The organism is Sphingobium sp. HDIP04 (assembly GCF_000445085.1).
Lineage (GTDB): Bacteria > Pseudomonadota > Alphaproteobacteria > Sphingomonadales > Sphingomonadaceae > Sphingobium > Sphingobium indicum.
The window spans coordinates 23,509-50,269 of the sequence record NZ_ATDO01000073.1 but is presented as its reverse complement, the minus strand read 5'-3'; the positions used below and the strand labels follow the sequence as shown (position 1 = coordinate 50,269).

At 67.0% G+C, this 26,761-nt stretch carries 19 protein-coding genes; 14 read left to right on the top strand and 5 right to left on the bottom strand.

Annotated elements, in window-relative coordinates:
* Nucleotides 1-92: 92 nt before the first annotated feature.
* A complete protein-coding gene (locus L286_RS32155) occupies nt 93-2,543 on the bottom strand; it encodes a TonB-dependent receptor (RefSeq protein ID WP_020819770.1) in 2,451 nt (816 codons plus the stop codon).
* Between the two features lie 163 nt (nt 2,544-2,706).
* Here L286_RS32155 and L286_RS32150 point away from each other — a divergent pair, with 163 nt between their 5' ends.
* The 5 genes from L286_RS32150 to L286_RS32135 all read left to right on the top strand — a co-directional run bounded on the left by L286_RS32150 (nt 2,707) and on the right by L286_RS32135 (nt 6,591).
* A complete protein-coding gene (locus tag L286_RS32150; RefSeq protein ID WP_020819769.1) occupies nt 2,707-3,945 on the top strand; it encodes an MFS transporter in 1,239 nt (412 codons plus the stop codon).
* Nucleotides 3,942-4,958 (top strand): LacI family DNA-binding transcriptional regulator, encoded by a 1,017-nt coding sequence (locus tag L286_RS32145; RefSeq protein WP_013053833.1) that lies wholly within the window; start codon nt 3,942-3,944, stop codon nt 4,956-4,958. The genes L286_RS32150 and L286_RS32145 overlap by 4 nt, the downstream gene beginning before the upstream one ends.
* 102 nt (nt 4,959-5,060) lie before the next feature.
* Nucleotides 5,061-5,402, top strand: coding sequence for a glycine zipper 2TM domain-containing protein (locus tag L286_RS32140; protein WP_020819767.1), 342 nt, complete (start codon nt 5,061-5,063; stop codon nt 5,400-5,402).
* A 28-nt stretch (nt 5,403-5,430) separates the two neighbouring features.
* Nucleotides 5,431-5,625: a hypothetical protein gene (locus L286_RS48410; RefSeq protein WP_020819766.1), complete on the top strand. Its 195-nt coding sequence runs from the start codon at nt 5,431-5,433 to the stop codon at nt 5,623-5,625.
* 30 nt (nt 5,626-5,655) lie between these two features.
* A complete protein-coding gene (locus L286_RS32135) occupies nt 5,656-6,591 on the top strand; it encodes a DMT family transporter (protein ID WP_020819765.1) in 936 nt (311 codons plus the stop codon).
* Here L286_RS32135 and L286_RS32130 read toward each other — a convergent pair.
* Nucleotides 6,537-7,286: an SDR family oxidoreductase gene (locus L286_RS32130; RefSeq protein ID WP_020819764.1), complete on the bottom strand. Its 750-nt coding sequence runs from the start codon at nt 7,284-7,286 to the stop codon at nt 6,537-6,539. The two genes, L286_RS32135 and L286_RS32130, sit on opposite strands and share 55 nt — an antisense overlap.
* A gap of 96 nt (nt 7,287-7,382) precedes the next feature.
* Between L286_RS32130 and L286_RS32125 the strand changes: the two genes are divergently transcribed.
* Both L286_RS32125 and L286_RS32120 read left to right on the top strand, forming a co-directional pair.
* Nucleotides 7,383-8,339, top strand: a complete 957-nt coding sequence (locus L286_RS32125) for an AraC family transcriptional regulator (RefSeq protein WP_020819763.1) — start codon at nt 7,383-7,385, stop codon at nt 8,337-8,339.
* A 194-nt stretch (nt 8,340-8,533) separates the two neighbouring features.
* Nucleotides 8,534-9,634, top strand: a complete 1,101-nt coding sequence (locus tag L286_RS32120; RefSeq protein WP_025160501.1) for a Gfo/Idh/MocA family protein — start codon at nt 8,534-8,536, stop codon at nt 9,632-9,634.
* A gap of 45 nt (nt 9,635-9,679) precedes the next feature.
* Here L286_RS32120 and L286_RS32115 read toward each other — a convergent pair whose 3' ends face one another.
* Nucleotides 9,680-11,029 carry a cation:proton antiporter gene (locus L286_RS32115; RefSeq protein ID WP_020819761.1) on the bottom strand — a complete coding sequence of 450 codons (1,350 nt, stop codon included), beginning with the start codon at nt 11,027-11,029 and terminating at the stop codon, nt 9,680-9,682.
* 291 nt (nt 11,030-11,320) lie between these two features.
* Between L286_RS32115 and L286_RS32110 the strand changes: the two genes are divergently transcribed.
* The 7 genes from L286_RS32110 to L286_RS32080 all read left to right on the top strand — a co-directional run bounded on the left by L286_RS32110 (nt 11,321) and on the right by L286_RS32080 (nt 23,607).
* The gene (locus L286_RS32110; RefSeq protein WP_020819760.1) at nt 11,321-12,565 is read left to right on the top strand and encodes an MFS transporter; all 1,245 of its coding nucleotides are present in this window, start codon (nt 11,321-11,323) and stop codon (nt 12,563-12,565) included.
* Nucleotides 12,562-14,196 carry a glycoside hydrolase family 43 protein gene (locus tag L286_RS32105; RefSeq protein WP_020819759.1) on the top strand — a complete coding sequence of 545 codons (1,635 nt, stop codon included), beginning with the start codon at nt 12,562-12,564 and terminating at the stop codon, nt 14,194-14,196. Before L286_RS32110 ends, L286_RS32105 begins: the two co-directional genes overlap by 4 nt.
* 143 nt (nt 14,197-14,339) lie before the next feature.
* Nucleotides 14,340-16,004 carry a carboxylesterase/lipase family protein gene (locus L286_RS32100; RefSeq protein ID WP_020819758.1) on the top strand — a complete coding sequence of 555 codons (1,665 nt, stop codon included), beginning with the start codon at nt 14,340-14,342 and terminating at the stop codon, nt 16,002-16,004.
* Nucleotides 16,005-16,089: 85 nt separating this feature from the next.
* The gene (locus tag L286_RS32095; protein WP_020819757.1) at nt 16,090-17,814 is read left to right on the top strand and encodes a glycoside hydrolase family 43 protein; all 1,725 of its coding nucleotides are present in this window, start codon (nt 16,090-16,092) and stop codon (nt 17,812-17,814) included.
* An 11-nt stretch (nt 17,815-17,825) separates the two neighbouring features.
* On the top strand, nt 17,826-19,385 hold the full coding sequence (locus L286_RS32090) for a glycoside hydrolase family 43 protein (protein ID WP_020819756.1): 1,560 nt from the start codon (nt 17,826-17,828) through the stop codon (nt 19,383-19,385).
* Entirely contained in the window at nt 19,382-21,715 is a 2,334-nt protein-coding gene (locus tag L286_RS32085) for a glycoside hydrolase family 95 protein (protein WP_020819755.1), read from the top strand. Before L286_RS32090 ends, L286_RS32085 begins: the two co-directional genes overlap by 4 nt.
* Complete coding sequence (locus L286_RS32080) at nt 21,712-23,607, top strand: NPCBM/NEW2 domain-containing protein (RefSeq protein ID WP_020819754.1); 1,896 nt, start codon at nt 21,712-21,714, stop codon at nt 23,605-23,607. The genes L286_RS32085 and L286_RS32080 overlap by 4 nt, the downstream gene beginning before the upstream one ends.
* 14 nt (nt 23,608-23,621) lie before the next feature.
* Here L286_RS32080 and L286_RS32075 read toward each other — a convergent pair whose 3' ends face one another.
* Both L286_RS32075 and L286_RS32070 read right to left on the bottom strand, forming a co-directional pair.
* Entirely contained in the window at nt 23,622-25,577 is a 1,956-nt protein-coding gene (locus tag L286_RS32075; protein ID WP_020819753.1) for a sialate O-acetylesterase, read from the bottom strand.
* Nucleotides 25,578-25,739: 162 nt separating this feature from the next.
* Entirely contained in the window at nt 25,740-26,759 is a 1,020-nt protein-coding gene (locus tag L286_RS32070) for a cupin-like domain-containing protein (protein ID WP_020819752.1), read from the bottom strand.
* Between the last annotated feature and the right edge of the window lie 2 nt (nt 26,760-26,761).

Here is a 26,761-nt window from a genome sequence, read left to right as displayed (position 1 = left end):
ATATGGGGGCGGCGGAGGGCCGTCGGGCCATCCGCCGCCCGTGATGACGATCCGGCCAGGGGGGCATGCCGGTCATCATCGAAAGGCCGTCTCTAGAAGTTGGCGCGGGCCCGGACGCCCCAGGTGCGCGGGGGCTGGAGGTTGGAGAGGAACACCGGGTCGTAGCGCGGCGCGCCGAAGGCTCCGGCGCCGGTGCGGATCTTTCCATTCTCGATATTCTGGACGAAGGCCTCCACCGAATATTTCTGGTCCGGCGACACGAAGCGGATCGATGCGTCGGAGCGGAAATAGGCCTTCTGCCGGTCCCAATCGGTGCCGTTGGTGCCGCGATTCGGCATATTGTCGGCGGGATCGTTGGGATTGACGAAGGGGTTGGCGTCGCCGTTGAAGTAGCTCAGCCAGCTCTTCGTCTCATAATGGGTGGTGAAGCGCGGGGTGATCTTCGCGCCGCTCGCCAGTTCGAAGTCATGCTCATAGCTGAGCGTGGCCGAGAAGCGGGGAGCGTGCGCCAGTTCATTGCCCTTGAGCTGCGCGATGGAGGACAGCTTGCCGCCGTCATAGAGGCGGCCGTCGACGCTCTCCAGTTCCTCCAGCTTGGTCTTCTGGAGCGTGCCGGAGAATTGCAGCCGGTCATTGTCGGTGAGGTTCGCCGACAATTCGGCCTCCAGGCCATAGGCCTTCGCGCCCTTCGCATTCTGGGTGATCATCTGGCTGCGCACCACATTGCCCTGATCGTCGCGGAAGGTGACGGCCTGGTTCACCTGATAGCCCTTGAAGTCGCTGTAATAAGCGGCGAGGTTCAGCGTGACGCGGCGGTCGAGGAAGCGCGACTTCAGGCCGACTTCATAGTTGGTGAGCGTTTCCGGATCGGTGAGACCGGCATTGTCCTGGATATTGCCGGACTTGAAGCCGGTGGAGATGCTGGCATAGCCCAGCACATCTTCCGCCAGGTCGGCGTCGACGCGGGCGAGATAGGTGAGCTTGTCCCACTTGCCCTTCACGTCGTTGCTGGAGATGGAGAAGCCGGGCAGCAGCGTCACCAGTTCGTCCGCCGTGGCATTCGGATAGGCGCCGAAGATGCCGCCCTGGCACGCGCCGGGGGGCAGGGTCGCGGGGCAGCCGGAGAAGGTCACGTTGCGGCCGCCGATATCCTCCTTCTTGTCGGAGGTGTAGCGCAGGCCGCCGGTGACGCGGATCGCGTCGCTGACGTGCCCGACCGCCTGGCCGAAGACGGCGCGGCTGTCGATCTGGCGATTGGCCTGGATGAAGCTGCCCGCCCAACTGAAGCTGCCGTCGCGATAGCCGTTCCGCTGGTCGATGTCGAAGCGGATGCGGTTCTTTTCATGGCTGTAATAGGCGCCCAATATCCAGTCGATGGCCTGTTCGCCGGTCGACTTCACCTGAAGCTCATGGCTCTGGAAATCATAGCGGGAGGAAAGCGTGCGGTTTTCCCCGAAGGCGCCGAGCGGCAGGTCGTTGCCGTCCGCGTCGACCTGCCCCGTCGGGGGCAGCGCGCCCGCGTCGGCGTCCGTCTGAGTCGATCCGCCGATGCGCGACCAGCCCGCGATATAGCTCAACTGGATGCCGTCGGTGACGTCATAGTTCATCGTGCTGCGGACGGCGACCGAATAGCGGTCCGTGTCGGGCGCGGTGTCGCTGAGCGTCGACCAGCGCTTCGTGCCGGGGCGCGGCGTCTGAAGCAGGCCGATGACCGGCGCGCCATTGTCCAGGAAACCTTCCGCCGACAGGTTCCAGCTAAAGCGTTCGCCGGGCTGCCAGAGCATGGAGACGCGGCCCGACTGCTGGTCGGCGGCATAATATTTCTTGCCGGTGGTGACGAAGGCCGAGCGGTTGATGCCCGGAACGTCGGGCGCGGGCTGGAAATCGGCATAGCCGTCATGCCGGTCGGTGACGAAGGCGACGCGGAAGGCCAGCGTGTCGGTGACGGGGATGTTGATCGCGCCGCGCACGCCCAGACGGTCGTAATTGCCCGCGACGACCTCCACATTGCCGCCGAATTCGCCCAGCTTCGGCTTGGCGGAGATGAGGCTCAATGCGCCGACCGTCGCGTTGCGGCCGAACAGCGTGCCCTGCGGGCCGCGCAGCACTTCGACGCGCTCCATGTCGTACATCAGCACGGAGGCGCCCTGCGAACGGGGCGAATAGATGCCGTCGACATAGATGGCGACTTCGGGGTCGGCCACTTCGGTATAGGCGCTGTCATTGCCGATGCCGCGCAGCGTCAGCAGCACCGCCGACTGGTCGCCCTGCTGGTTGAACTGGAGCGAGGGGACGAATCGGGCGAGGTCGGTGACGTCCTTCACCTGCTGCCGGTCGAGCTGCGCCTGGCCGAAGGCGGACACGGCGATGGGGGTGGATTGCAGCGTGGTTTCGCGGCGGGTGGCCGTCACGATGATATCGCTGCCATAATCGGGCTGGGCCGCCGCCTGGGGGGCGGCTGCTTCCTGCGCGAAAGCGGGGGTCATCCACAAGGTTGCGGATGCAAGCGCGGTGCCTGCGGCCAGCGCAATGCTTTTCATCATCTCTCTCCCTGGATCCACATGGTTTGTGGGCGCCTATTGACCCAAGCCTGACAACGATGTCAACATGATTTTTGACATCGTTGTCATATATTGCCATGTTGCGCCGGAACGGCTTTGCGGCTTCACTCTCCTTCCACAAAGGTTCAATCGAAGCCTCTTTCCCATGGTGGCCGTTACGTCATCCTCGCCCCTTTCCGGACCTGAACAGGTCGCCGCCCGGCTTTTCCGGCTGTCCATCGGCGTGTTCTTCATCGGCGGCTTCCTGACCTCGTCCGTCAGCCTGCTGGTGCCGCGGCTCAAGCTGATGCTGGATCTGGATTACAAAGGGGCGCTGCTGGTCCAGCTCGCCTTCCATTCCAGCTACATGCTTTTCGCGCTGCCGATCACCTGGGCCATCGTGCGCGCCGGTTACATGCGCGCCATCGTCGCGGGGCTGGCCGTGATCACGGCGGGATGCCTTGCGCTCACCCTGGCGCAGAACGCCTTGTCCTTCGCCATGGTGCTGGGGGCGCTGCTTCTGGTTTCGGCGGGGCAGACCTTCCTCCAGATCGCGTCCAACACCGTCGTCGCCGTGATCGGACCATCGCGGGGCGCGGCGCGCCGGCTGACGCTGCTCCAGGGCTTCAATTCATTGGGCACCGTATTGGGTCCGCTGCTGAGCGCGCCGCTGCTGCTCGGCGAACTGGACGCGCAGGCGGCGCGGCATGTCGGCGCGACCCTGCCCTTCACCGGAACGGCGCTGGTCACGGGGCTGCTGGCCTTCGCCTATTTCCGCAATCGCACCTTGCTGGAGGGGGACGGGCCGCGCCGCTTCGCCGCCATCGGGCAGATGTTCCGGGTGATGCGGTCCCCCCGCCTGCGCTGGGGCACGGCGGCGATCTTCGTCTATGTCGGGGCGGAAGTGGCGATAGGGGCGCTGCTGCCCGCCGTGCTGATGCGGCCCGACCGGCTGGACGCCGCGCCTGTCCTCGCCGGGCAACTGGTCAGCCTCTATTGGGGCGGCGCGATGGCGGGGCGCTTCCTGGGCGCCTGGGCGATGCGGCGGATCGCGGAGGCTCGGCTGCTGACCGCCGTCTCCCTGGGCGCGGTCATCCTTACCATGGCGGCCATCGCCCTGCCCGGCGTCGCGGGCGCGGGCGCCCTGCTGGCCGTCGGCCTGTGCAATGCCGTCATGTACCCTACGATCTACGCGCTCGCCCTGCCCGAGGACGAGCGGCAGGCGCCCGTCGCCTCCATGTGGCTGTGCATGGCGGTGGTCGGCGGCGCCATCGTTCCGCTGCTGACGGGGGCGCTGGCGGATGCGACGGCATTGCTGCCCGCGCTGGTCCTGCCCGCCGCCTGCTACGCCTTCATCGCCCGGTTCGCCGCCCTGTGCGCGCGGCCGCAGGAGACCCGCCCATGACTACCGTCACGATCAAGGACGTCGCGGCCCGCGCCGGCGTTTCCCCCAAGACCGTATCGCGCGTGATCAATGGGGAGGATCATGTCCGTCCCGAAATCAGGGAAGCGGTGCAGCGCGTGGTGGCGGAACTCAATTACCGGCCCAACGCCTTCGCCCGCAGCCTTTCCAGCTCCCGCTCCTACCTGCTGGGCCTGTTCATCGACGATCCCGTGTCGGGCTATGCCGCCGACGTGCAGCATGGGGCGCTGCTGCGATGCCGGGAGCGCAGCTATCATCTGGTGGTGGAGCCGGTCGAACTGAACCAGCCGGACTGGAAGGATCATGTCCGCGCCAGCATCGCCAGCCTGAGGCTGGACGGCGCGATCGTCGCCCCGCCCATCTGCGATTCTGCGGAACTGATCGACCTGTTCCGCGAATCCGGCGTGCCCCATGTGCTGATCGCTCCTTCCGCCGAGCCGCCCGATTCGGGCGCGGTGCGCATGGACGATTGCGGCGCTGCGCGGGAAATGACGGACTATCTGATCGGCCTGGGCCATCGCCATATTGGCCTGGTCCAGGGGCCGATCAGCCACAGCGCGTCCGCCCGGCGGGAGAAGGGCTTTCGCGCGGCGATGGCGCAGGCGGGGATTGCGGTCGATGAAGATGCGGTGCTGCGCGGCGACTTCAGTTTCCGTTCGGGGCTGGAACTGGGGGAAGCGTTGCTGGACCGCGCCGACCGCCCGAGCGCGATCTTCGCCTGCAATGACGACATGGCGCTGGGCGTCCTCATCACCGCGATGAAACTGGGCATTGCCGTGCCGCAATCGCTGTCCGTCGCTGGCTTCGACGATTCGGCCTCTTCGCGCGCGGCCTGGCCGCAGATCACGACCATCCGCCAGCCCAAGGCGGAAATGGCCGCCGCCGCGGTCGACATATTGGTCGACCCATCCTTCCGAAAGAAAAGCGCCGGGCCGGAATCCCGCCTGATGCTGCCCCACGCCCTGGTCGTGCGCGGCAGCACCGGGCCGGCATGACATCGGATCGCCAGCTTAACCTTTGATAACAAAGCGGTTCAGCATTGGCGCATGCGCGGCATGGAATAAGGCGGTCAACGACAAGGCAAGAGGAGACCAGTCATGACCATTCGCAAGACCATGCTCGCCATCGCCGCCGCCGCCGCGACCCTTTCCGCCGCGGTTCCGGCCACTTCCTTCGCCCGCGACGGCGGCTGGCACCGCTATGACCGGCATGATCGGGTTCGCTATTCCGACCGCCGCGACTATCGTTCCTATCGCGACGACCGGGGCTATCGCTGCCGCAAGTCGGGCGGCACGACCGGCCTGCTACTGGGCGGCGTCGCCGGGGCTCTGCTGGGCCGCGCGATCGATACCCGCGGGGACCGGGCGCCCGGCACCATCATCGGCGCGGGCGCCGGCGCCCTGGCCGGCCGCGCCATCGACCGCAATTCCAGTTGCTGAACCAGACCGAGGAAGGGACGGCGGCGCCATGGCGCTGCCGTCCCTTTCATTTCCTCTCCGCAATCTGAAGCCCTTATCGACATTGCGCCTTGACGACCTGCAAATGGCGTTTATTCGCGCTTCGGGTGCTCAACTGCTTCCAATGCTCACGAAGAACCGCCAGCTTCGGTTCGTCATCTTCCCAATGTGGATACATGTCGGGGAGCCGGGCGACGAACGCTGAAGGAAAAGGCGGCCGGACTTGAGTTCGCAGATGCGGGCCTATGCCATGCTGGGCATGACCATGGCGCTGTGGGCGGGCAATGCGATAGTCGGCCGGGCCATGCGGGGAGAGATTCCGCCGCTGACACTGGCCTTCAGCCGCTGGATGCTGGCGCTGCTGATCATCGCCCCCTTCGCATGGCGCCGCGTCATGGCGCAGCGCGCGTTGATCCGCCGCCATTGGGGCGCGATCCTGTTCCTGGGGCTGGCGGGCGTCGCCGCGTTCAACGGCTTCCTCTATTCGGGGCTGCGCCATACGACGGCGGCCAACGGCCTGCTGCTGCAGGGGCTGATCCCGACATTCGTCGTCATCATCAGCCGCATCGCCTTCGGCGACAGGGCGCCATTGCGCCAGGTCGCGGGCATAGCGCTGTCGACGCTGGGGGTGACGTTCATCGTGTTCAAGGGCGAGTTGGCGGAAATCCTGCGGCTGCGCCTGGGCATGGGGGATCTGCTGGTGCTGTGCGGCTGCGGCGCATGGGCGGTCTATACCGCCTGCCTGCGCCTGCGTCCGGCGATCGACCCCCTGGCCTTCCTGTTCGTGACCTTCGCCATCGGCGCGCTGGCGATGGGCATCGGCGCCCTGGGCGAAGCGCAGGCGATTGCGCGGATGCACTGGAGCGGAAGCGTGGCGGCCGCCATCGCCTATGTCGCGATCTTCCCCTCGATCATCGCCTATATGTCGTTCAACGCCGCGGTCAGCCATGTGGGCGCCGGCGCGGCCGGGCAGACGATCAGCCTGTTGCCGCTGTTCGGCGCCGTGCTGGCCGCCCTGATCTTGGGGGAACCGCTGTTCGGCTATCATCTGGCCGGCATGGCCCTGATCCTGGGCGGCGTGTTGCTGAGTTGGGGAGCGCGGCCGCAGGCAGGGGATCAGCGCCCCTCCGCCAGCGCCACCGCATCGGCTCCGGCCGGGAAGCGGAGCTGACCCGTCCTGTCGTGGACGGCGTTCCAGACGGCTTCGGCGACGTCGCTCTCCCTGGTCGTCAGCGCAGGCGCGGCGAAGGCCGCGAGGACCGGTTGCGCGAAATCGGCGTAGCGGCCGGGCAGCAGGTCGGTCACGGGAATGATGGCGTTCGCCCCGAAGCGGGTGGTCGGCGCATAGCCCGGCTCGACGAGTTTCACCCGGACGCCGAAATAGGCGAGTTCATGCGCCAGGGAGGCCGTGAATCCCTCCACGGCATGCTTGGTCGCGCTATAGGCCGCCGCGAGCGGGAAGGCGCCCAGCGCGACGGTGGACGTCACGTTGACGATCGCGCCCGCCCCGCGCTCGCGCATCTGCGGTATGAATGCGCGGCACATTGCCATGGCGCCGATGCTGTTGGTTTCGAAAAGCTGGCGGATCAGGCTCATCGGCATGGCTTCGAAAGCGCCGACGCCGCCTATCCCCGCATTGTTGACCACAATGTCGACGGGTCCGGCGGCCTCGACCAGCGCGGCTATGCTGTCCTCGCTGGTGACGTCCAGCGGCAGCAGCCGCAGGCGTTCGGCATGCTGGCCGAACAGGGCGGGATCGGGCCGTCGCATGGTCGCGATGACATTCCATCCGCGAGAAAGGAAATGAAGCGCCGTGGCCTTGCCATAGCCCGACGAAGTGCCGGTGATCAGGATCGTCTTGCTCATTTGCCTGCTTCCTTGATGTCGATGCGCGTTCATAGACAGGCGGGACAAGACGATCTATAATTCCTGATCCATATCTAATTACGGATCGTCCAGAACATGGATCCCCTGAGCGACATCATCGCCCTGCTTCAGCCCAGCGCCGCCATCTCCAAGCCGATCACGGCGCGCGGGCAATGGGGCGTCCGCTATGACGCGCATGACGCGCCCGGCTTCACGATCATCCTTGCGGGGGAAGCATGGGTCGCTTTCGAAGGGCGCGCACCGCTTCGGCTCGCGCAGGGCGACTTCCTGCTGATGCCGAGCACCCCGCCCTTTTCCTTGAGCAGCGAACCGGGTCTTCCCTGCATTTTGGTGGAACCCCGCAGCGAAGCGGTGCGGCACGGGGATCGGTCAGGCGATCCGGACTTCGTCGCGCTGGGCGGCAGTTTCGCCTTCGAGCGGGCCAACGCCCCGCTCCTGCTGTCGCTGCTTCCCGATCTGATCCATATCCCCGCCGCGCAAGGCCGCGCCACGCGTTTCGGCCAGTTGGTCGACATGCTGTCCGACGAGTGCCTGTCCAGCCATCCCGGCAAGGAACTGATCATCCGCCGCCTGCTGGAGATGTTGCTGGTGGAGGCGCTTCGCTGGCGGCGCGTCGGTGGGGAATCAGGCCTGCTCGGCGCGATGCGCGATCCCGCGCTGGCCCGTGCCCTGCAGGCGATGCATCAGGATGTTCCCGCCCCCTGGACCGTGGCGCGGCTCGCAAGCGTGGCGGGCATGTCGCGTTCGGCCTTTGCCGCGCGCTTCGGCGAGGCGCTGGGTTGCGGGCCGATAGAATATCTTGCGCGATGGCGCATGGCGGTCGCCAAACAGGCCTTGCTGCGGGGCGACAAGCCCCTCGGCCGGATCGCGGAGGAAATCGGCTATGACTCCGCCAGCGCCTTCAGCACTGCCTTCCGCAAGCGGATGGGCTGTCCGCCCGGCAGCTTTGCGCGGCTCCACGGGCGCGGCGCACCGGACCCTGTTCCCCGCATCCTGGCTTCACCGCATGGAGGCCATGGCGCGACGGGATGAGGAACCATCGCCGCCGTTAACGCCGCCCTTCCTCTTCCCCAATGGCGGGGAAGTATCGCATTTTGCTTGAAGCCGTCCGACCGATTCCGATATGTTAGCGCTATCGAATCCAACATGGCGGTCGCCCCCCTACTCGTTGCCGCGACCGCCGATGTTAATCCGCATTCACCCTCCAAAGGACATGGGAGAGCCGCGTGACCACTTCCCGTCGTGAAATTCTGGGCGGCCTTGGCGCCGGAATGGTCCTGGCCGGCGTGGGAACGCGTGCCGGCGCCGCGCCGACGCGCAGGATCGGCTATGCCATTGTCGGGCTAGGCTCCTACGCCACGCGCCAGATCATGCCGAACTTCGCCGGTTGCGAGCATGCGAGGCTGGTGGCGCTGGTCAGCGGCACTCCGGCCAAGCTGGACCAATATGGCGCGCAATATGGCATCGCGGCGACCCACCGCTACAGCTATGCCGATTTCGACCGCATCCGGGACAATCCGGACATCGACGTCGTCTATGTGGTGCTGCCCAACAGCATGCATGCCGAATACAGCATCCGCGCCGCGCAGGCGGGCAAGCATGTGATGTGCGAGAAGCCGATGGCCGTATCCGTCGCGGAGTGCGAGGCGATGATCGCCGCATGCCGCAAGGCGGGGACGAAGCTGATGATCGGCTATCGTTCGCGCTTCGAACCCTATAACCGGCTGGCCATCGAGCTGGCGCGCAGCGGCCATGTCGGCCCCACCCGCCTGATCACCGCCGAACATGGTTTCCCGGCCCGGCCGGGCCAGTGGCGGCTGGACCGGCCGCTGTCGGGCGGCGGATCGTTGATGGACATCGGCATCTACAGCCTGAACGCGGCCCGTTACCTGACCGGGGAAGATCCGGTTTCGGTCAGCGCCGTCGAAACCACCGACAGATCCGATCCCCGCTTCAAGACCGTGGAGGACCGCATCGGCTTCCTGCTGCGCTTTCCTTCCGGCATCGTCGCCAACTGCATCTCCAGCTACAGCTCCTCCCATAACGGCTATCGCGTCATCGGCACGCAGGGCTGGATCGACATGGAACCGGCAACGCCCTATGAGGGGCAGCGCATGTCGATCCGCAAGGACGGCGTCACGACCCCGCGCACACTGCCGGCCGCGGCCAAGAACCAGTTTGCCGGGCAGCTCGACCATATGGCCGAATGCATCGTCAGCGGCACGACCCCCATCGTGCCGGGCGAGGAAGGCCTGGCCGACATGCGCGTGATCGAAGCGATCTATCGCTCGGCGGCCGAGCGGAGAGAAGTCGTCATAAGGGCATGACTTCGCGGCACGTCGAATGGATTCCGGCGACGAGCGACGGGACTATCAGGTCGCGGCGCCCAGCCGCCCCAATTCTCCCTCCGCGCGCGCGCGTCTTCCATAGACTATCTCGAACAGCGGCCCGGCCATCATGGTGGTGACGATTGCCATCAACACCAGCATGGAGAACAGGGCGGGTTCGATAATGCCCTTCTGGATGCCGATATTGATGATGATGAGTTCCATCAGCCCCCGCGAATTCATCAGCGCGCCGATCCCCAGGGCCGTCCGATTGTCCTCCCCCGACAGGCGCGCCGCGGCGTAGCAGGCGCCGAACTTGGCGAGGATGGACGCGACCAATATGCCGATCGCAATGAGCAGGAAGGGAAACGAGTTCACCATGTCGAGCCGCGTGTTCAACCCGGAATAGGTGAAGAACATCGGCAGCAATATGACGACGGCGAGCGGTTCGACCTTCCTCTTCAATTCCTCCACGAACAAGCCGCGCGGCATGAACACGCCCAGGATGAAGCCGCCGAATATGCCGTGAATGCCGATCGCGTCCATGATGAAGGCGGACAGGCAGAACAGCGCCAGCGTGATCGCCAGCACGGTCGCGCTCATCTCGCCCTGCATTTCCACCGCTCGGCCCAGCGGCGCGAACAGGCGCCGTCCGAACAGCAGCAGGAAACCGACATAGAGGAAGGCGCCGACGATCGCCAGCACCGCCACACCGCTGCCGCCGCCGAACAGGGCGAGGACCACGGCCAGCACGCACCAGGATGCCGCGTCGTCGAACGCCCCGGCCGTCAGCGAAAGCGTGCCGAGAGGACTGTCGGCAAGGCCGCGTTCGTTGATGATGCGCGCCAGCATCGGAAAGGCGGTCAGGGCAATGCATGCGCCCATGAAGAGGGTCGCGCCACCCCGGCCCAGGCCCTCCGCGAAGAGACCGGGCACGGTCAGGAGCCAGGGCGTGATCAGGATCGCCATGACGAAGGGAGCGAACAGTCCCGCGCCCGACACCATCGCCGCGTTCCGGACCTTCGACTGGAAATGATCCAGGCGCAGGGTCAGGCCCACGAGGAACATGTAGAGCGCCACGCCGAATTGCGCCCCGGCGTAAAGCACATTGCCGGTTTCCCTGGGGAAGACCATCGCCTGCAGGTCTGGCGCGAGGAGGCCGAAGAGCGAGGGCCCCAGGATCACGCCGGCGATCATTTCCCCGACCACCTGGGGTTGCGCCAGGAACTTGCGGCAGAACCAGCCCACCCCCCTGCACGCGACGACGATCAGCGCGAGTTGCAGGAAGAAATGAATGCTGTAGTCGCCGGGCGCGTAGCTCGACAGTTTCGCGCCGACCGGCGGCCCGTGGGGTGCCAATATGCTCGTCAGCGAAGAAAGAACCTCCCCAGCCATCCAACCCTCTCGCCTTTTGTTTTGGGAGCGCTACCACATTCTGCCCACGGAAGGAAGGGGCTGCCCGCCGTGGCGCCTCGCCCACGCCGGATCGCAACAAAGACTCGACTGTTTGTTAGTTAGCGCTAACAATGCCGCCATCGCGTCACCAATAACCCTGCAAGATTATCGGGAGAGGATGTTGCCTTCGAACCATGGACGCCGGCATTGCGCGGTGTCGAACGATGACCGTTCGGCCTTGCTTGCCCGAAAAACGCGGCAATTCCGTGGCTTGCTGAGAAGCTGGGCGCCATGCTTACGCTGATCGGCAAATTCCGCTGGACGATCATCGGCCTGTTCGTGGGCGCGATGGTGATCAACTATCTCTCGCGTTCCGTGCTGGGCGTCGCCGCCCCCGTGATCCTTACCGAACAGAAGATCAGCAGCGTCGAATATGGCTGGATCACCGGCGCGTTCCAGTTGGGCGTGATGCTCCAGCCGGCGGCCGGCTATTTCCTCGACAGCATTGGGCTGCGCGTCGGGTTCGCGATCTGCGTCGCGGCCTGGTCGGTCATCACCATGGCGCACGGCCTGGTGAACGGCTGGTTCGGCTTCGCCGCGTTGCGCGGGCTGCTGGGCCTGGCGGAAGGATCGGCCCAGCCCGCCGGACAGAAGCTGGTGGCGGAATGGTTCCCCGCCAGGGAGCGCGGCGTCGCGGGCGGCATCTACAATATCGGCGCTTCCTTCGGCGCGGTCTTCGCCCCGCCCCTCGTCGCCTGGGCGGTGATGGTGCATAGCTGGCGGCTGGCCTTCGTCGTGGCGGGCGGCATCGGCCTCATCTGGGCGGTCCTCTGGTTCGCCCATTACAACAGCCCGACGCGGCACCGTCGCCTGGGCCAAGCGGAACGCGACTATATCCTGAACAATCAGGAAGCGCGCCTGGCCGCGCGCCCGGAGAAGCCCTCCGTGCTTGCCCTTGCGCGGCGGCGCGACCTTTGGGGCATAGCGCTTCCCCGCCTGCTGGCCGATCCGGTCTGGGGCATGCTGTCCTTCTGGATGCCGCTTTACCTTGCCCGCGTGCGCGGCTTCGATCTGGGGCAGATCGCGCTGTTCGCCTGGCTCCCCTTCCTGGCCGCGGACCTTGGATGCCTGTTCGGCCCGGCCGTCGTCGCCTTCCTCCAGCGCAGGGGGATCGACCTTGTCGATGCGCGCCGCGCGGCCTTCACGCTGGGCGCCGTGCTGATGACGGGCATGGCCTTCGTCGGCCTAGCCACCAATCCCTATGCCGCGATCGCCTTGCTCTGCCTTGGCGGCTTCGCCCATCAGACGCTGTCCGTGACCGTCATCACCATGGCGTCCGACCTGTTCGCCCGGAACGAGGTGGCGACCGCGGCCGGCATGGCCGGGCTGGCCGGAAATCTGGGCGTGCTGATCTTTTCCCTTTCGCTGGGGCAGATGGTCGACCGGGTCGGCTATGAACCCTTTTTCATCCTGCTCGGCGTGCTCGACCTGGTCGGCGCCGCCATTTTGTGGACAATGGTGCGCAAGCCGCGATGACGAACATTTCCAACCCCATTTTGCGGGGCTTCAATCCCGATCCCTCGATCCTGCGCGTGGGCGAGGATTTCTACATCGCGACGTCCACCTTCGAATGGTATCCGGGCGTGCAGATCCACCACAGCCGCGACCTGGTGAACTGGCGGCTCGTCGCCCGCCCGCTGGAACGCGCCGGGCAACTCGACATGCGCGGCGATCCCGACGGCTGCGGTGTCTGGGCCCCGGACCTCAGCCATGCCGATGGCCGGTTCTGGCTGGTCTTCACCGACGTCAAGCGTTACGGCGCAACCACGGTCCATGGGGCGAAGGGCATGTCGCTGCGCGACTTCCCCAATCATGTCGTCACCTGCGAGACGATCGATGGCATATGGTCGGACGCGGCGCACATCAACAGCAGCGGTTTCGACCCGGCGCTCTTTCACGACGATGACGGGCGTAGCTGGATGCTCAACATGCTGTGGGACCACCGGCCCGGCCGTGGCCGGTTCGCCGGCATCCAGGCGCAGCAACTGGACCGCGCCACGCTGAAACTGGTCGGCGAGCCGACGCTGATCTTCAAGGGCACGGAGCGCGGCTTTACCGAAGGACCGCATATCTACAAGCGGGGCGGCTTCTATCATCTGCTCGTCGCCGAAGGGGGAACGGGCTGGGACCATGCCGTCGTCATGGCCCGCTCGCCCGACCTGCTCGGCCCCTATGAAGTGCATCCGGACGGGGCGGTGCTGACCAGCGCGGGCCGCAGGGACGTGCCCATCGCCCGCGCCGGCCATGGCGATCTGGTGGAACTGGCGGACGGCAGCACCTGGCTCGCCTATCTGTGCGGCCGTCCCTTGCCGGGGCGCGAACGCTGCATCATGGGGCGCGAAACCGCGATACAGCCGATGCTGTGGGGCGAGGATGGCTGGTTGCGCACCGTTGCCGGGGACGCGCGGCCCGATCCGTCGCCGCCCGCGCCGAATCTGCCGCCCGCCTCCTGGAACGCCGCACCCTGGGACGGCCGCTTCGACGATCCCCACCTGCCTCAGGATCTGCAATGGCTGCGCAGCCCGACCCCCGAAAGGCTTTTCAGCCTGAGGGAGCGGCCCGGCTTCCTGCGCCTCTATGGCCGCGAAACGGTGGGCAGCCTGTTCGAACAGGCGCTCGTGGCGCGACGGCAAACCGCTTTCCGCTTCACCGCGACGACTTCCCTCTCCTTCGCGCCGCGCAGCTTCCAGCAGGCGGCCGGCCTCATCCATTACTACAACAGCACCAAATTCTATTATCTGTGCGTCAGCGCGGAGGACGGCCGGCGGCAGCTTCAGCTCGTGAGCGCCTCGCCGGAAAATCCGGCCGGCAACAGCCTGGACATCATGGTGGACGCATTGCCCCCCGATCCGATCGATCTGCGCGCCGACGTGGACGGCGACCGGCTGACCTTCGCCTGGCGGGCCGATGGAGAGGCCGACTGGCATAGGCTTCCGGATGTCCACGACGCCAGCATCCTGTCGGACGAAGTGACCCTGCCCGGCCTGCCCAATTTCACCGGCGCGTTCATCGGCATGGCGTGCCAGGATCTGTCGGGCGGGGGCACTCCGGCGGACTTCGCCAGCTTCGTCTATCGGGAGGAGGAGTTCGACGCCCCGCTGGACTGAGGCTCCGCGATCCGACGGATTAGCGGGAAGGACACGCGCCTTGGAAATTATTTGTGGGAGTTATTGACGAGCCGCCCGGATCGTATAGGATTTTGCCGCCGGTCAGAAAAGTGCCGGCATCATAATCGACAAGGGGATGCAGGATGACCGGACGGGCCATGCTTTTCGATCGACGTCAGGCGCTGTTGGCGTCGTCGCTGGGCGGCACGGCCGCGCTGCTGGCCGGGGAAGCCGCTGCCGCCACGCGCGCGGCCGGCGCTTCGGGCAGTTCCGGAAGCTGCGCCACGCCGCGCAATGCCATTGCAAGGACGCGATACGGGCCGGTGCGCGGCTATGTCGCCGGGGACGTCTTCACCTTCAAGGGGATACCCTATGGCGACGATACCGGGGGCGAGAACCGTTGGCTGCCCGCCAGGCCGCCCAAGGCGTGGACCGATCCCTATCCCGCGCTCGCCTATGGCGCGAACTGTCCCCAGACGCTGCACAGCTTTCGCGCGAAGGAACACACCTTCCTCCAGCAATGGACGGACGGCTTCCTGGGCGAGGACATGCTGAAGCTCAATATCTGGACGCCCTCCTTGTCGGGCAATCGGCCCGTCATGGTCTATTTCCACGGCGGCGGCTTCGCCTTCGGTTCCTCCTACGAACTTGCATCGCATGACGGCGCGCAGATGGCGCGACACCATGATGTGGTGCAGGTGTCGATCAACCATCGCCTCAACGTGCTGGGCTTCCTCGACCTCACCGAAGTCGGGGGCGATCCCTATGCGGAGTCGGTCAATGTCAGCATGACCGACTGCATCGCCGCGCTGCGCTGGGTGCAGGAAAATATCGCGGCCTTCGGCGGCAATCCCGACCGGATCATGATCTATGGCCAGTCGGGCGGCGCGTCGAAGGTGACGACGCTGATGGGCATGCCGTCGGGCAAGGGCCTGATCCACCGCGCCGCGGCGCAGTCGGGCGGCGGCGGCAATATCCCCACGGTGGAACAATCGCGCGAATTCTCCCGCCGCGTCGTCAGGGAACTGGGGGTCGGTCCCCGCGACATCGGCGCCTTGCAGAAGATGGACTGGGCGACGCTGTTCGCCGCAGGCAACAAGGCGGCGGACCAGATCAACGGTCCCCGCGCGGCCGGCGGCCCTTCCGTCAGCCCCCGCGTCGGCTGGAACCCGACCCTGGACGGCCGGGTCATAACCGTCCGTTCCTTCTTCGACGCCGCGCCGGACGCGTCGCGCGACGTGCCGATGCTGATCGGCAACACCAGCGAGGAAGGCATGCGCTTCGGCCAGAACCCGACCGAGGCCGAATGGCGCGCCGAACTGGCCGGCCAATATGGCGCGCAAAGGGCCGACGCGCTCATCGCCCAGATGAAGCGCGACCATCCTGAGAAAGCGATCCGCACCCTGTCCTACGGCGTGGCTTCGCTCGGCTATCGCAACCGCATCCAGTCCATGGTCGCCCTGCGCGACAAGCGGCCGGGCAGCGCGCCCATGTTCCAATATCTGTTCCAGTGGCAATCGCCCCAACTGGACGGCGTCGCGGGCGCGTGGCACACCGCCGATCTCGCCTTCGTGTTCGACAATAGCGCGCTGTGCGACCAGGGCACGGGCAACACGCCCGAAGCGCGGAAGCTGGCCCGCACCATGGCCACCGCCTGGGCCAATTTCGCCCGAACCGGCAATCCCAGCCAGCCCGGACTTGCCTGGACGCCCACCGACGCCGTCCGGTGCCGGACGATGATCTTCGACAATCAATGCCGCATGGTCGACGATCCCGAAGGGACGGCGCGGCGCATCATCCTGGGCTGACAAAGGCGCGGCATGATGCAAGCGGCGATGCGCGAAGGCCGGCATTCCGCTCGACACATGTGTATGGTAGCGTTATCATAACTGGATGCACGCGACCGTGCCCCATGGCCGGCGCTTCGAGGAGAGATTGATCGTGACGCACCGGACCTCGCGCTTTTCGGCCCTGCCCTTCGCGCTGCTGTCCCTTTTCCCGGCCGCCGCCACCGCCGCGATGGCCGCCCCCGCCCGGTTCGACCGCTTCACCTATGAGGGGACATCGATGGAGCAGGTCGCGGTCAGGCCCGGCGAATATCGCAATCCGATCCTGACCGGCTATTATCCGGACCCTTCGGTCATGCGGGTGGGCGATGATTATTATCTCGTGAATTCGTCCTTCGCCCATTATCCGGGCCTGCCGATCTTCAAGTCGAAAGACCTGGTGAACTGGACGCAGATCGGCAACGCCATCGACCGGCCGGAACAATTGGACTTCAACGGCCGCCGCATTTCCCAGGCGGTGTTCGCGCCGGACATCAGCCATCATGACGGCACCTTCTACATCGTCAACACCTGCGTCGAATGCGGCGGCAATTTCGTCATCACGGCGAAAGACCCGGCGGGGCCCTGGTCTAACCCGGTCTGGCTGCCGTTCGAGGGCATAGACCCGTCCATCTACTGGGAAGGGGACAAGGCCTATATCGTCAACAACCGCGCCCCCGACGAGCCGCCCCGCTATGACGGCCATCGCGCCATCTGGATCCAGGAATTCGACTGGCGCGCCGGCAGGATGGTTGGGGAGAGCACGCAGATCGTCAACGGCGGCGTCGACATCGGCAAAAAGCCCGTCTGGATCGAGGGGCCGCATATCTTCCGCAAGGACGGCTATTATTACCTGACCGCTGCCGAAGGCGGCACCAGCGTCAACCATTCGCAGGTCGTGTTCCGCGCAAAGGAACTTCGCGGCCCCTACACCCCCTATGAGGGCAACCCTATCCTGACCCAGCGCGACCTGGACCCCGCCCGGCCGGACATGATCGGATCGGCCGGCCATGCCGAACTGGTGCAAACGCAGAAGGGCGACTGGTGGGCGACGTTCCTTGCCGTGCGTCCCTATGACGCCGACGATCATTACAATATCGGGCGGGAGACTTTCCTGCTGCCGGTCGAATGGAAGGACGGCTGGCCGATCATCCTGCCCAGGGGCCGGGCGATCCCGCATGCGCTCAAGGCCCCCGCCCTGCCCGCCCAGCCGAAACCGCCGCTGCCCACCAGCGGCGACTTTTCCTATGTCGAGGAATTCGACGGCCAGTCGCTGCCCATGCAATGGATCGGCATTCGCACGCCGCGAAAGCCCTTCTACCGGCTAAGGGGCGGGGCGCTGGAACTGGAGAGCGGCGCGGCGGTCGGCGACCTTGGCGGCGTCCCCGCCTTCATCGGCCGCCGCCAGCAGCATTCCAACGCCACTTTTTCGACCACGCTGCGCTACAGGCCGACAAAGGACGGCGACCGCGCCGGCCTCGCCGCGGTGCAGAGCGACCGCAGCAACCTCTTCTTCGGCCTGACCCGCATCGCCGGCAAGCCGGCGGTCGCGCTCTACACCCGCGACGCCGCCGACGCCGACACGCTGGTCGCCTCCGCCCCCGTCGCCACGAACGGACCCATCACCCTCACCATGCGCGTGACCGGCGGGACGATGGCGTTCGACTATGCCGTCGGCGGGCGGAAGGCGACGCTCAAGGAGGGTCTCGACGCGACGCTGCTCAGCACCAGGAAAGCCGGCGGTTTCGTCGGAACGGTGGTCGGCCCCTATCGCTACACGCCGGCGTCGTGAGAGGGCCGGTCATGTTCCGTGCCGCCGCCCTGGCCCTTGCCGCCAGCCTCGCCGCCGCCGCGCCCGCGCAGGTCTGGCGGTCGGACCAGGGTGACGGCACCTATCGAAACCCGGTCCTCTTCGCCGATTATCCCGACCCCGACATCATCCGCGTGGGGGAGGATTTCTACTTCGTCTCGACGACATTCGCCAATGCGCCGGGCATCACCATCCTGCACTCGAAGGATCTGGTGAACTGGCGGATCGCCAGCCATGTCGTGAACCGGCTCGACGGCGACCCGCGCTATGACTTGAAGGATGGCGGCGACTATCGCCGCGGCTTCTATGCGGCGAGCCTGCGTCGCCACAACGGCATGTTCTACCTCGCGGTGACGCCGGTCGGGCACAGGACGCGGATCTACCGCTCGGCGAAGATCGAGGACCCGTGGACCTACAGCGAACTCGACCGGGAGGCCTTCGATCCCGCCTTGTTCATCGACGCGGACGGCACCGCCTATCTCGGCACCTCCATCGGCAGCGACGGCACGGTGACGCTGCTGACGCTGAACGACGACCTGACGGCCGTTACCGCCGCGAAGGTCGCCTATTACAACAAGGGCGCGGAAGGATCGAAGATCATCCGCCACGATGGCTGGTACTATCTGTTCAACGCCATTCCCGGCAAGCTGGCGATGACCGTATCGCGCTCGCGCAGCCTCTGGGGACCATGGGAGACCAAGGCCTCCATCGACGACAGGACCGGCGGCCACCAGGGGGCGATCGTGGATATGCCCGACGGCAGCTGGTACGGCTTCGTCATGGTGGACGCCGGCGCCATCGGCCGCATGACGAACATCAGCCCGATCTTCTGGAAGGACGGCTGGCCCTGGTGGGGCACGCCCGACCGGCCCGATCATGTCCCGGAACGCTCGCCCAAGCCGATCGCCGGCTACCCCTTCGCCGAACCGCCCTCTTCCGACGATTTCTCGTCCCGCAAGCTCGGCCTGCAGTGGCAGTGGAACCATAATCCCGACGACGGCAAATGGTCGTTGAAGGAACGTCCCGGCTTCCTGCGCCTCCACGCTACGCAGGCCGACGGCATCTGGACCGCGCGCAACACGCTGACGCAAAAGGCGCAGGGGCCCAAGATGCGCGCCGTCGCGAAGCTGGACACGGCCGGCATCAGGGCGGGCGATGTCTGCGGGCTGGGCAGCTTCGGCAAATATAGCGCCCAGCTCTCCGTCGTCGGCGGCGCGAAAGGCGCTCGGTCGCTCCGCATGATGCTGACCGAAAGCACGACGGGCGGTCCCCGGACGGAGGTGCGCGTCCCGTCCCTGTCCATCGCCGGCCGCATGCTCTGGCTGCGCACCGACATGGATTTCGACGCAAAAGTCGGCCGCGTCGCCTACAGCCTCGACAACCGGAAATGGACGGAGGTGGGCGGCAGCTTCCCGCTGGCCTTCGACTGGCGCACCGGCACCTTCCAGGGGCAGCAGATCGCGCTTTCCTGCTACAATCCCGCGCCGGCTGGCGGCTATCTCGATGTCGACAGCTTCACCCTCATGCCGCTTCCGCAGGGCGTGCGGCCATGAGCCTCAGCCGGCGCGAAACCATGATGGCGATGGCCGCCGGCACCGCCGCGCTTGCCGCCGCCCGACGGGCAGACGCCGAACCCGCAGCGCCGCATCCGCTGACGCTCTGGTATCGGCAGCCCGCCGCGACGTGGACGGAAGCGCTCCCGATCGGGAACGGACGCCTTGGCGCGATGCTGTTCGGCGGAGTGGCGCGGGAAAGGCTGCAACTCAACGAAGGCACGCTCTGGGCTGGCCAACCCTATGATCCGGTCAATCCAGAGGCGAAGGCGAACCTGCCCCAGGTGCGCGAACTCATCTTCGCGGGCAGGATCGCGGAGGCCGAAGCGCTGGCCGACAAGACGCTGATGGCAAAGCCGCTGGCGCAAATGCCCTATCAGACGCTGGGCGACCTGATCCTCGACTTTCCGGGCGTTGGGCAGGCGACCGCCTATCACCGCGAACTCGATCTGGACAGCGCGACGGCGACCACCCGCTTCACCGCCGGCGGCGTCGCGCATGTCCGTCAGGCGATCGCCTCTCCCGCCGACAATGTGATTGCTGTCCACTTGTCCTCGACCGGCCGGCTCGACGTCGATATTTCCCTCCGCTCGTCCCAGAGCGGCGTTCAGGTCGCGGCGGACGGCGCCAACGGCCTTCTGCTCACTGGCCGCAACGGCGCCTCCAAGGGGATAGATGGCAATCTCCGCTTCGCCGCCCGCCTGGCCGCCCGCGTGGAGGGCGGCCACGCCACCCACAGCGCCGACGGAAGCCTCAGCATCAGGGGTGCGAAGTCGGTCACTCTCCTCCTCGCGATGGCGACCGGCTTCAGGCGGTTCGACGATGTCGGCGGCGATCCCGTCGCCAGCACCGCAGCGACCCTGGCCAGGGCGAGGGACCGTTCCTTCGCAACCATTGCAGCCGACGCCGCCGACGCGCACCGGCGCCTCTTCCGCCGCGTCACCCTCGACCTCGGCAGCGCGCCAGCGGCGCAGCTTCCCACAGACAGGCGCATCGCCGATTCACAGACCAGCGACGATCCCGCGCTGGCCGCCCTCTATTTCCACTATGCCCGCTATCTGCTGATCTGCTCGTCGCGTCCCGGCGGCCAGCCGGCCAACCTGCAAGGGCTATGGAACGACAGCCTCGACCCGCCCTGGGGCTCCAAATATACGATCAACATCAACACCCAGATGAACTATTGGCCCGCCGAACCGGCCGCGCTCGGCGAATGCGTGGTCCCCTTGGTGGAAATGGTGCGCGACCTTGCCGTCACGGGCGAACGCACCGCGCGGAGCATGTATGGCGCGCGCGGCTGGGTGGCCCATCACAATACCGACCTGTGGCGCGCCACAGCGCCCATCGACGGCGCGCAATTCGGCCTGTGGCCCACCGGCGGCGCGTGGCTGTGCATGCATCTCTGGGACCATTATGACTATCATCGCGACCGCGCCTATCTCGCCTCCGTCTACCCGCTGATGGCGGGCGCGGCGCGCTTCTTCCTCGACACGCTCCAGCGCGACCCGGCCAGCGGCTTCCTCGTCACCAATCCGTCGATGAGTCCGGAAAATCCGCATGGCCATGGCGGCACGATCTGCGCCGGGCCGACGATGGACATGGCGATATTGCGCGATCTTTTCACCCGGACGATGGAAGCCGCGGCGATCCTGGACCGGGACGCTTCGCTCGTCGCCGAAATGCGGGCGGCGCGCGACCGGCTGGCCCCATACAGGATCGGGCGGCAGGGCCAGCTTCAGGAATGGCAGCAGGATTGGGATGCGGACGCGCCGGAGCAGAACCATCGGCACGTCTCCCACCTATACGGCCTCCACCCCTCGCGCCAGATCACGCCGGACGGCACGCCAGCCCTGGCGGCCGCGGCCCGCCGCACGCTGGAGATACGCGGCGACCGCGCCACCGGCTGGGCGACGGCCTGGCGCATCAACCTCTGGGCGCGGCTGCGCGAGGGGGACCGCGCGCATGACATATTGCGCTTCCTCCTGGGACCGGAACGCACCTATCCCAACATGTTCGACGCCCATCCGCCCTTCCAGATCGACGGCAATTTCGGCGGCGCTGCAGGGATCGTCGAAATGCTGATGGACAGCCATGGCGACATCATCGACCTGCTCCCCGCGCTGCCCAGGGCCTGGCCTGCCGGCCGCGTCGCCGGCCTGCGGGCGCGGGGCCGCTGCGCCGTCGACCTCCACTGGCGCGAAGGGCGGCTCGACCATGCCATCCTTCGCCCCGAACTTGGCGGCCCCCGCACCCTTCGCCTCGGCGCCGGGAGCCGCACCCTTGTCCTGAAGGCCGGAACGCCGGTCACGCTGACGCCCAAGGATTTCGCATGACCCTGCACCGCTTCCTCCTGCCGCTCGCCGCGCTCTGCGCCGGCACCTCCCTCTCCGCCCAAATGGCGGACCCGCTCGCCCCCACCGGCCGCTGGAGCGCCTATCAGGCCGGCAGCGCGCAACTGCCGCCCATGGGCTGGAACAGTTGGAACGCCTTTTTCACCCATGTGGACGAGGAAAAGCTGATGGGATCGGCGCAGCGCATCCGCGATGCCGGACTCGCGCGCAAGGGCTATCGCTACATCAACATCGACGATGGATGGTGGATCAGGCGCCGGGCGAGCGACGGCAGGCTGATGATCCGCACCGACAAATTCCCCTCCGCGCGGGTCAAGGGCGACCCCAGTTTCCGTCCGCTGACAGACCGCCTGCACGCCATGGGGTTCAAGGCCGGCATCTATTCCGACCTCGGCCGCAACATCTGTTCACAGGCCTATGCCGACGGCAGCGAGCAGCTTCCCGAAGGCAGCGTGGCCGAGCGCGAAGTCGGCCTCTACGGCCATACGGACCAGGACATCCGCCTCTTCTTCGCCGACTGGGGCTTCGACGCTATCAAGGTCGACGGTTGCGGCATCCGCGCCTATGCGCCAGACGCCGAACGGGTGCGCAGCGGGCAATATCGCGCCCTCGCGCCGCTGATCGACCAGCACAGCATCAGCCGTTCGAACATCCCGGCGGTCAAGGCGCTGTTCGCCGAGATCAACCAGTCGCTCGCCAGGCATAATCCCGATGGCGACTATATGCTCTCGCTCTGCATCTGGGGCAGCGCCAATGTCCGGAGCTGGGGCAAGGATGTCGGCAACATCTCGCGCACCAGCGACGACATTTCGCCGGACTGGGGACGAATGCTCACCAATTACGACAGCGCCGCCCGCCGTGCCCTGTACGCGCATCCGGGAAGCTGGAACGATCCCGACATGCTGTTCATCGGCAAGGGCGATTTCGACGCGAACCACCTGATCGAGGCGAAGTCCCATTTCTCGCTCTGGGCGATGATGAACGCGCCGCTGCTGATCGGCGCGGACCTGCGCACCACGCCCCAGCCGCTGATCGACATTTTCGGCAATGCCGACATCATCGCGCTCAACCAGGACCAGGCCGGCAACCAGGCGGTCATGGCTTTCGACGCGGACGGCTTCCAGATCCTGGTCAAGACGCTGGCCAATGGCGAAAAGGCGGTCGCCCTGTTCAATCGCGGCCTTGCGCCGGTGGACGCGATCCTGACCGCCGATCACCTGAAGTTCCGCGCCGACCGCCCCATCGCGCTCGCCAATCTCTGGACCGGGGAAAGGAGCAGCTTCATGCGCGACATGAAGCTGCGCGTCGCTCCCCGCGAAACGGTCGTGTTCCGGGCAAGGGGCGACCGGACGCTTGCCGACGGCCTCTACCTGTCCGAACAGCCCGGCATGGTGAATCCGGCGGCGGACGGCGTGGTCCAGCCCGAACCCGATCCCACCATCTATCGTTCGATCCCCAACTGGCGCGGCACGCGCGGCATCGGCGAGCGGCCGATGTACGCCGGATGGGGCGGCGCGATGGCGGACTTCACCCCCTATAACCAGCCGCTGGTCATCGCGGGCAAGACCTATGGCTCCGGCATCGGCATTCTCGCCAACAGCCGGCTTGAAGTGCGCAACGCCGGTTTCGCCCGTTTCGCGGCGCAGGTGGGCGTGGACGACAGCGCGCTCGACGGGGATCAGGCGGTGCGCTTCTTCCTCTATGGCGACGGCAGGCCGCTGGCCAGCACGCCGCCCATGCGCCGGGGCGCGCCGGCCCAGGCCATCGCCGCGGACGTGAAGGGGATCAAGCTGCTGGAACTGGTCGCCCGCGCCGACGGCGTGAGGGGCAATGCCGTGCCGGTGAGCTGGGGGGACGCGGCGTTGCTGCGCTGATCCCCCTTCGCCCGTCAGCGCGTGATCGGCAGCTCGAACGATCCGACCGGCAGCGGCGCTTCGTCATAGAGGTTGACGACCGGCGATTCCGCCCAGGCATGGCGGACACGCGTCGCCGGACGGCCATCGCCCGCCAGCATGATGCGCGTCCCTTCCACCCGGCCGGGCACGAAGCGGCAGCTTCCCGCCTCCGCTCCGCACAGTTCGAAGCCGATCGCCTGACGCGCGCTGCGCATGTGCAGCCCGCCCGTCAGCCCGGTGAACTCCACCGCCGCGCCGCCGTCCGTCGTCGCCATTGCCCGCGCCGCCTGCGGCCCGCTGCGCGACACCGGATCGCCATAGGCGACGGCGCGCATCGCCCGTGCCAGGCGGCGGCCGACCTCCTGCTTCTCGCCCGGATGGATGTCGAACGGGTCGCCCAGGTCGATGGCTGTGGCAAGGCCGCCATGCGCATCCCACGCCATCGCCTGATATTGCACCTGGCGCATCGCCGCCCAACCGCTTTCCACCGGCTGCGTCGCCGGCGGGCCGTAAGCGGCGAGCTGGACGGCGACGAAGGCAAGGTCCGGCGCGCCGAACTGCCGCCGCCAATCCTCCATCATCGCCTTCATGCGCTCGGCATAGCCGGGCAGGTCGACATCCGATTCGCCCTGATACCAGGCGACGCCCTTCAGCCCTATCGACCCAAGCGGCGCGATCATGCCGTTATAGAGCGTGCCGGAGCCGGTCGTGTCGCCCCAGGGCACGCGCGGCGCGCCCGCGGGCGAACTCGCCGGGACCGCATAGCGCCATCCCCCGCCCAGCGGCAGTTCGCCGCCCTGCCCCAGCCCCAGTTTCATGGCCTCCGCCGGGCCGGACAGGCCGCCATTGGCATAATTGTCCTGCACATTGACGATCAGCACGTTGCGCCCTGCCTTCAGCACGCCGGGCGGCACGTCGAAGCTGCTCGGCTGCCAGCTTCGCGCGCTCATCGCCACCGGCTTGCCGTTGATCCACACCCGCCCGACATCGTCCAGCAGCCCCAGGGAAAGCGTGGCAGGCTGCTTCGCCTGCGCCGCCGTCAGTTCGATCTCCCGGCGGAACCAGACCATGCCATTATAGTCCGCCAGCGCTGGGACGCCCCATTCCTCCCAAGGGCCGATGCGGGGCACGTCCTGCCAGGCGATGGCGCTGCCGGGCTGCCAGGGTTCCTTGCCGACGGCATCGCCGGTCGCCCCGCGCCACCATTTTTCCCATTCGGCGCTCGCCGCCCGCTCCGCCGCGAAGGGATCGCGCCCGTGCAGCGATACCAGCGCGGACTGCGCCGCCTGGCCGACGGCTGCCTGCGCCCGCGCCCCCATCCACGGGCTGATCCGCGATCCGCCCCAACTGCTGGCGATGGCGCCGATGGGCACGCCCGCCGTCTTGCGCAATTCCCGCGCCATATAATAGCAGGCCGCCGAAAAATCGGCGACGCTGTCGGGTCCGGCCGGGCGCCAGGACGGCGCCTGCCGGAAATCGCGCAACGGATCGTCGGCGACGGCGCGCGGCACCAGCATCAGGCGCAACTGATCGTCGGCCGAAGCGCGGATCTGCCCCACCGCGTCCTGCGCGTTGCGGACCTCCAGTTCCATGTTCGACTGGCCCGAACAGAGGAAGACATCGCCCACGGCGACATCCTGCGCAACCACGCTGCCTGAGGGAGCACGGGCGTCCAGCGTCACCGGCCCTGCGGTGGCGAGCGGGCCGAACTGCGCCGTGAAGCGGCCTTCCCTGTCGGCGCGGACCTGACGGACCTCACCCGCCAGCGTGACCGAAACGGCTTCGCCGGGATCTGACCTGCCCGTCACCGTCACCGGATGATCGCGCTGGATCACCGCATGATCGCCGAACATCGGGTCGAAACGCGGCGCCGCCGACACCGGAGCCGCGCCCAGCGCGGCCAGGCTGACGGTCAAGCCCAAATCGCGGATGATATGGCGGGAAAACATAGGCCGTTCGCTCCTCCCTGTCGCGGCCCTGTGCCGGACCGTTGGACGCAGGGATAATCCATTTTCCCGCGGCGGCAACCTATTTTGTTATCGCTACCATCATAAAGCCGTTCATTTCGCCGCTCCGGAAATCGAGACGGACGGGAAAGGGCGGGATCAGGTTCAGCCGCCGCGCAGCATCCGCATGACCAATGTGCGGATGCGGCCGTAATTGCCCTTCGCCAGCGGCCCCAGCACGCCATGGCGTTCCTCCGGCAAATGCGCCAGCGGATGCCCGTCCGGGCGGAAGACATAATGGTCGAAATAGGCCCGCCAAGCGGCGCGTTCGGGCCCTGGCCGCTCGGCAATGGCGATCATCGCCAGCAGCATCGCCGCATAGGGGGCGTCCGGCCCCGCCGCGAATCCATCCCACCAATAATTGGCGAGGATGTTGACATGATCCAGCGCCTCGACCTGGTGCCACCAGAGCTTGGGCAGATAGAGCGCGTCGCCCGGCGCGAGATCGACGACGACGGCCCTCGCCCGCGCGGCCGCGAAACGGGGATAGGCGGTCGCCGCGTCGGGCGCGCTGGCCGCCATGGAAACGGGCTGGCCGGACAGCGTATGGTCCACCGGCCCGACATAAAGATCGCCGATGGCGTCCGGCGGATAGAGGGTGAAGCGCCGCCGTCCAGCCACCACGCAGGCAAGATTGTCGTAACCGTCATAATGGCAGGCGACCGTCGATCGGTTGCCGATCCACAGGCGCGGATGGACGCCCGTGCCCAGCAGGCCGCAGGGATTCTCCTCCGCGAAACCGGGGAAATGGGAATCCGCCGGCAGCGATCCCAGATAGGCGGTTTCGCCGCCGCTTTCCGCATTGGCGGCGATCCGCGCCAGCGCGTCGCCGATGCTTGCCGTCTCCCGCGTGAAGTTGAATCCGCCCGGCCCCTCGCCATAATGATAACGCCCGCCAAGCTCGGCGCCGGCGGTGAAATATTCGGCGCTCGATCCCGCGGCGAACCGGGCGATATGGGACAGCGCGGCCGCCCCGCCCTGCCGGCCCGCCGCCACCGCCGGCCAGTCGCTGAACCTGCCCCGGATCACGGCCGGCCTGCACAGCGCGGCGAACGCGCGAAGATCGTCCGCCGACCCCATGTCCTCCGAGGCGAACTCTTCGACCGATGGCGCCGCGTCGCCCATGT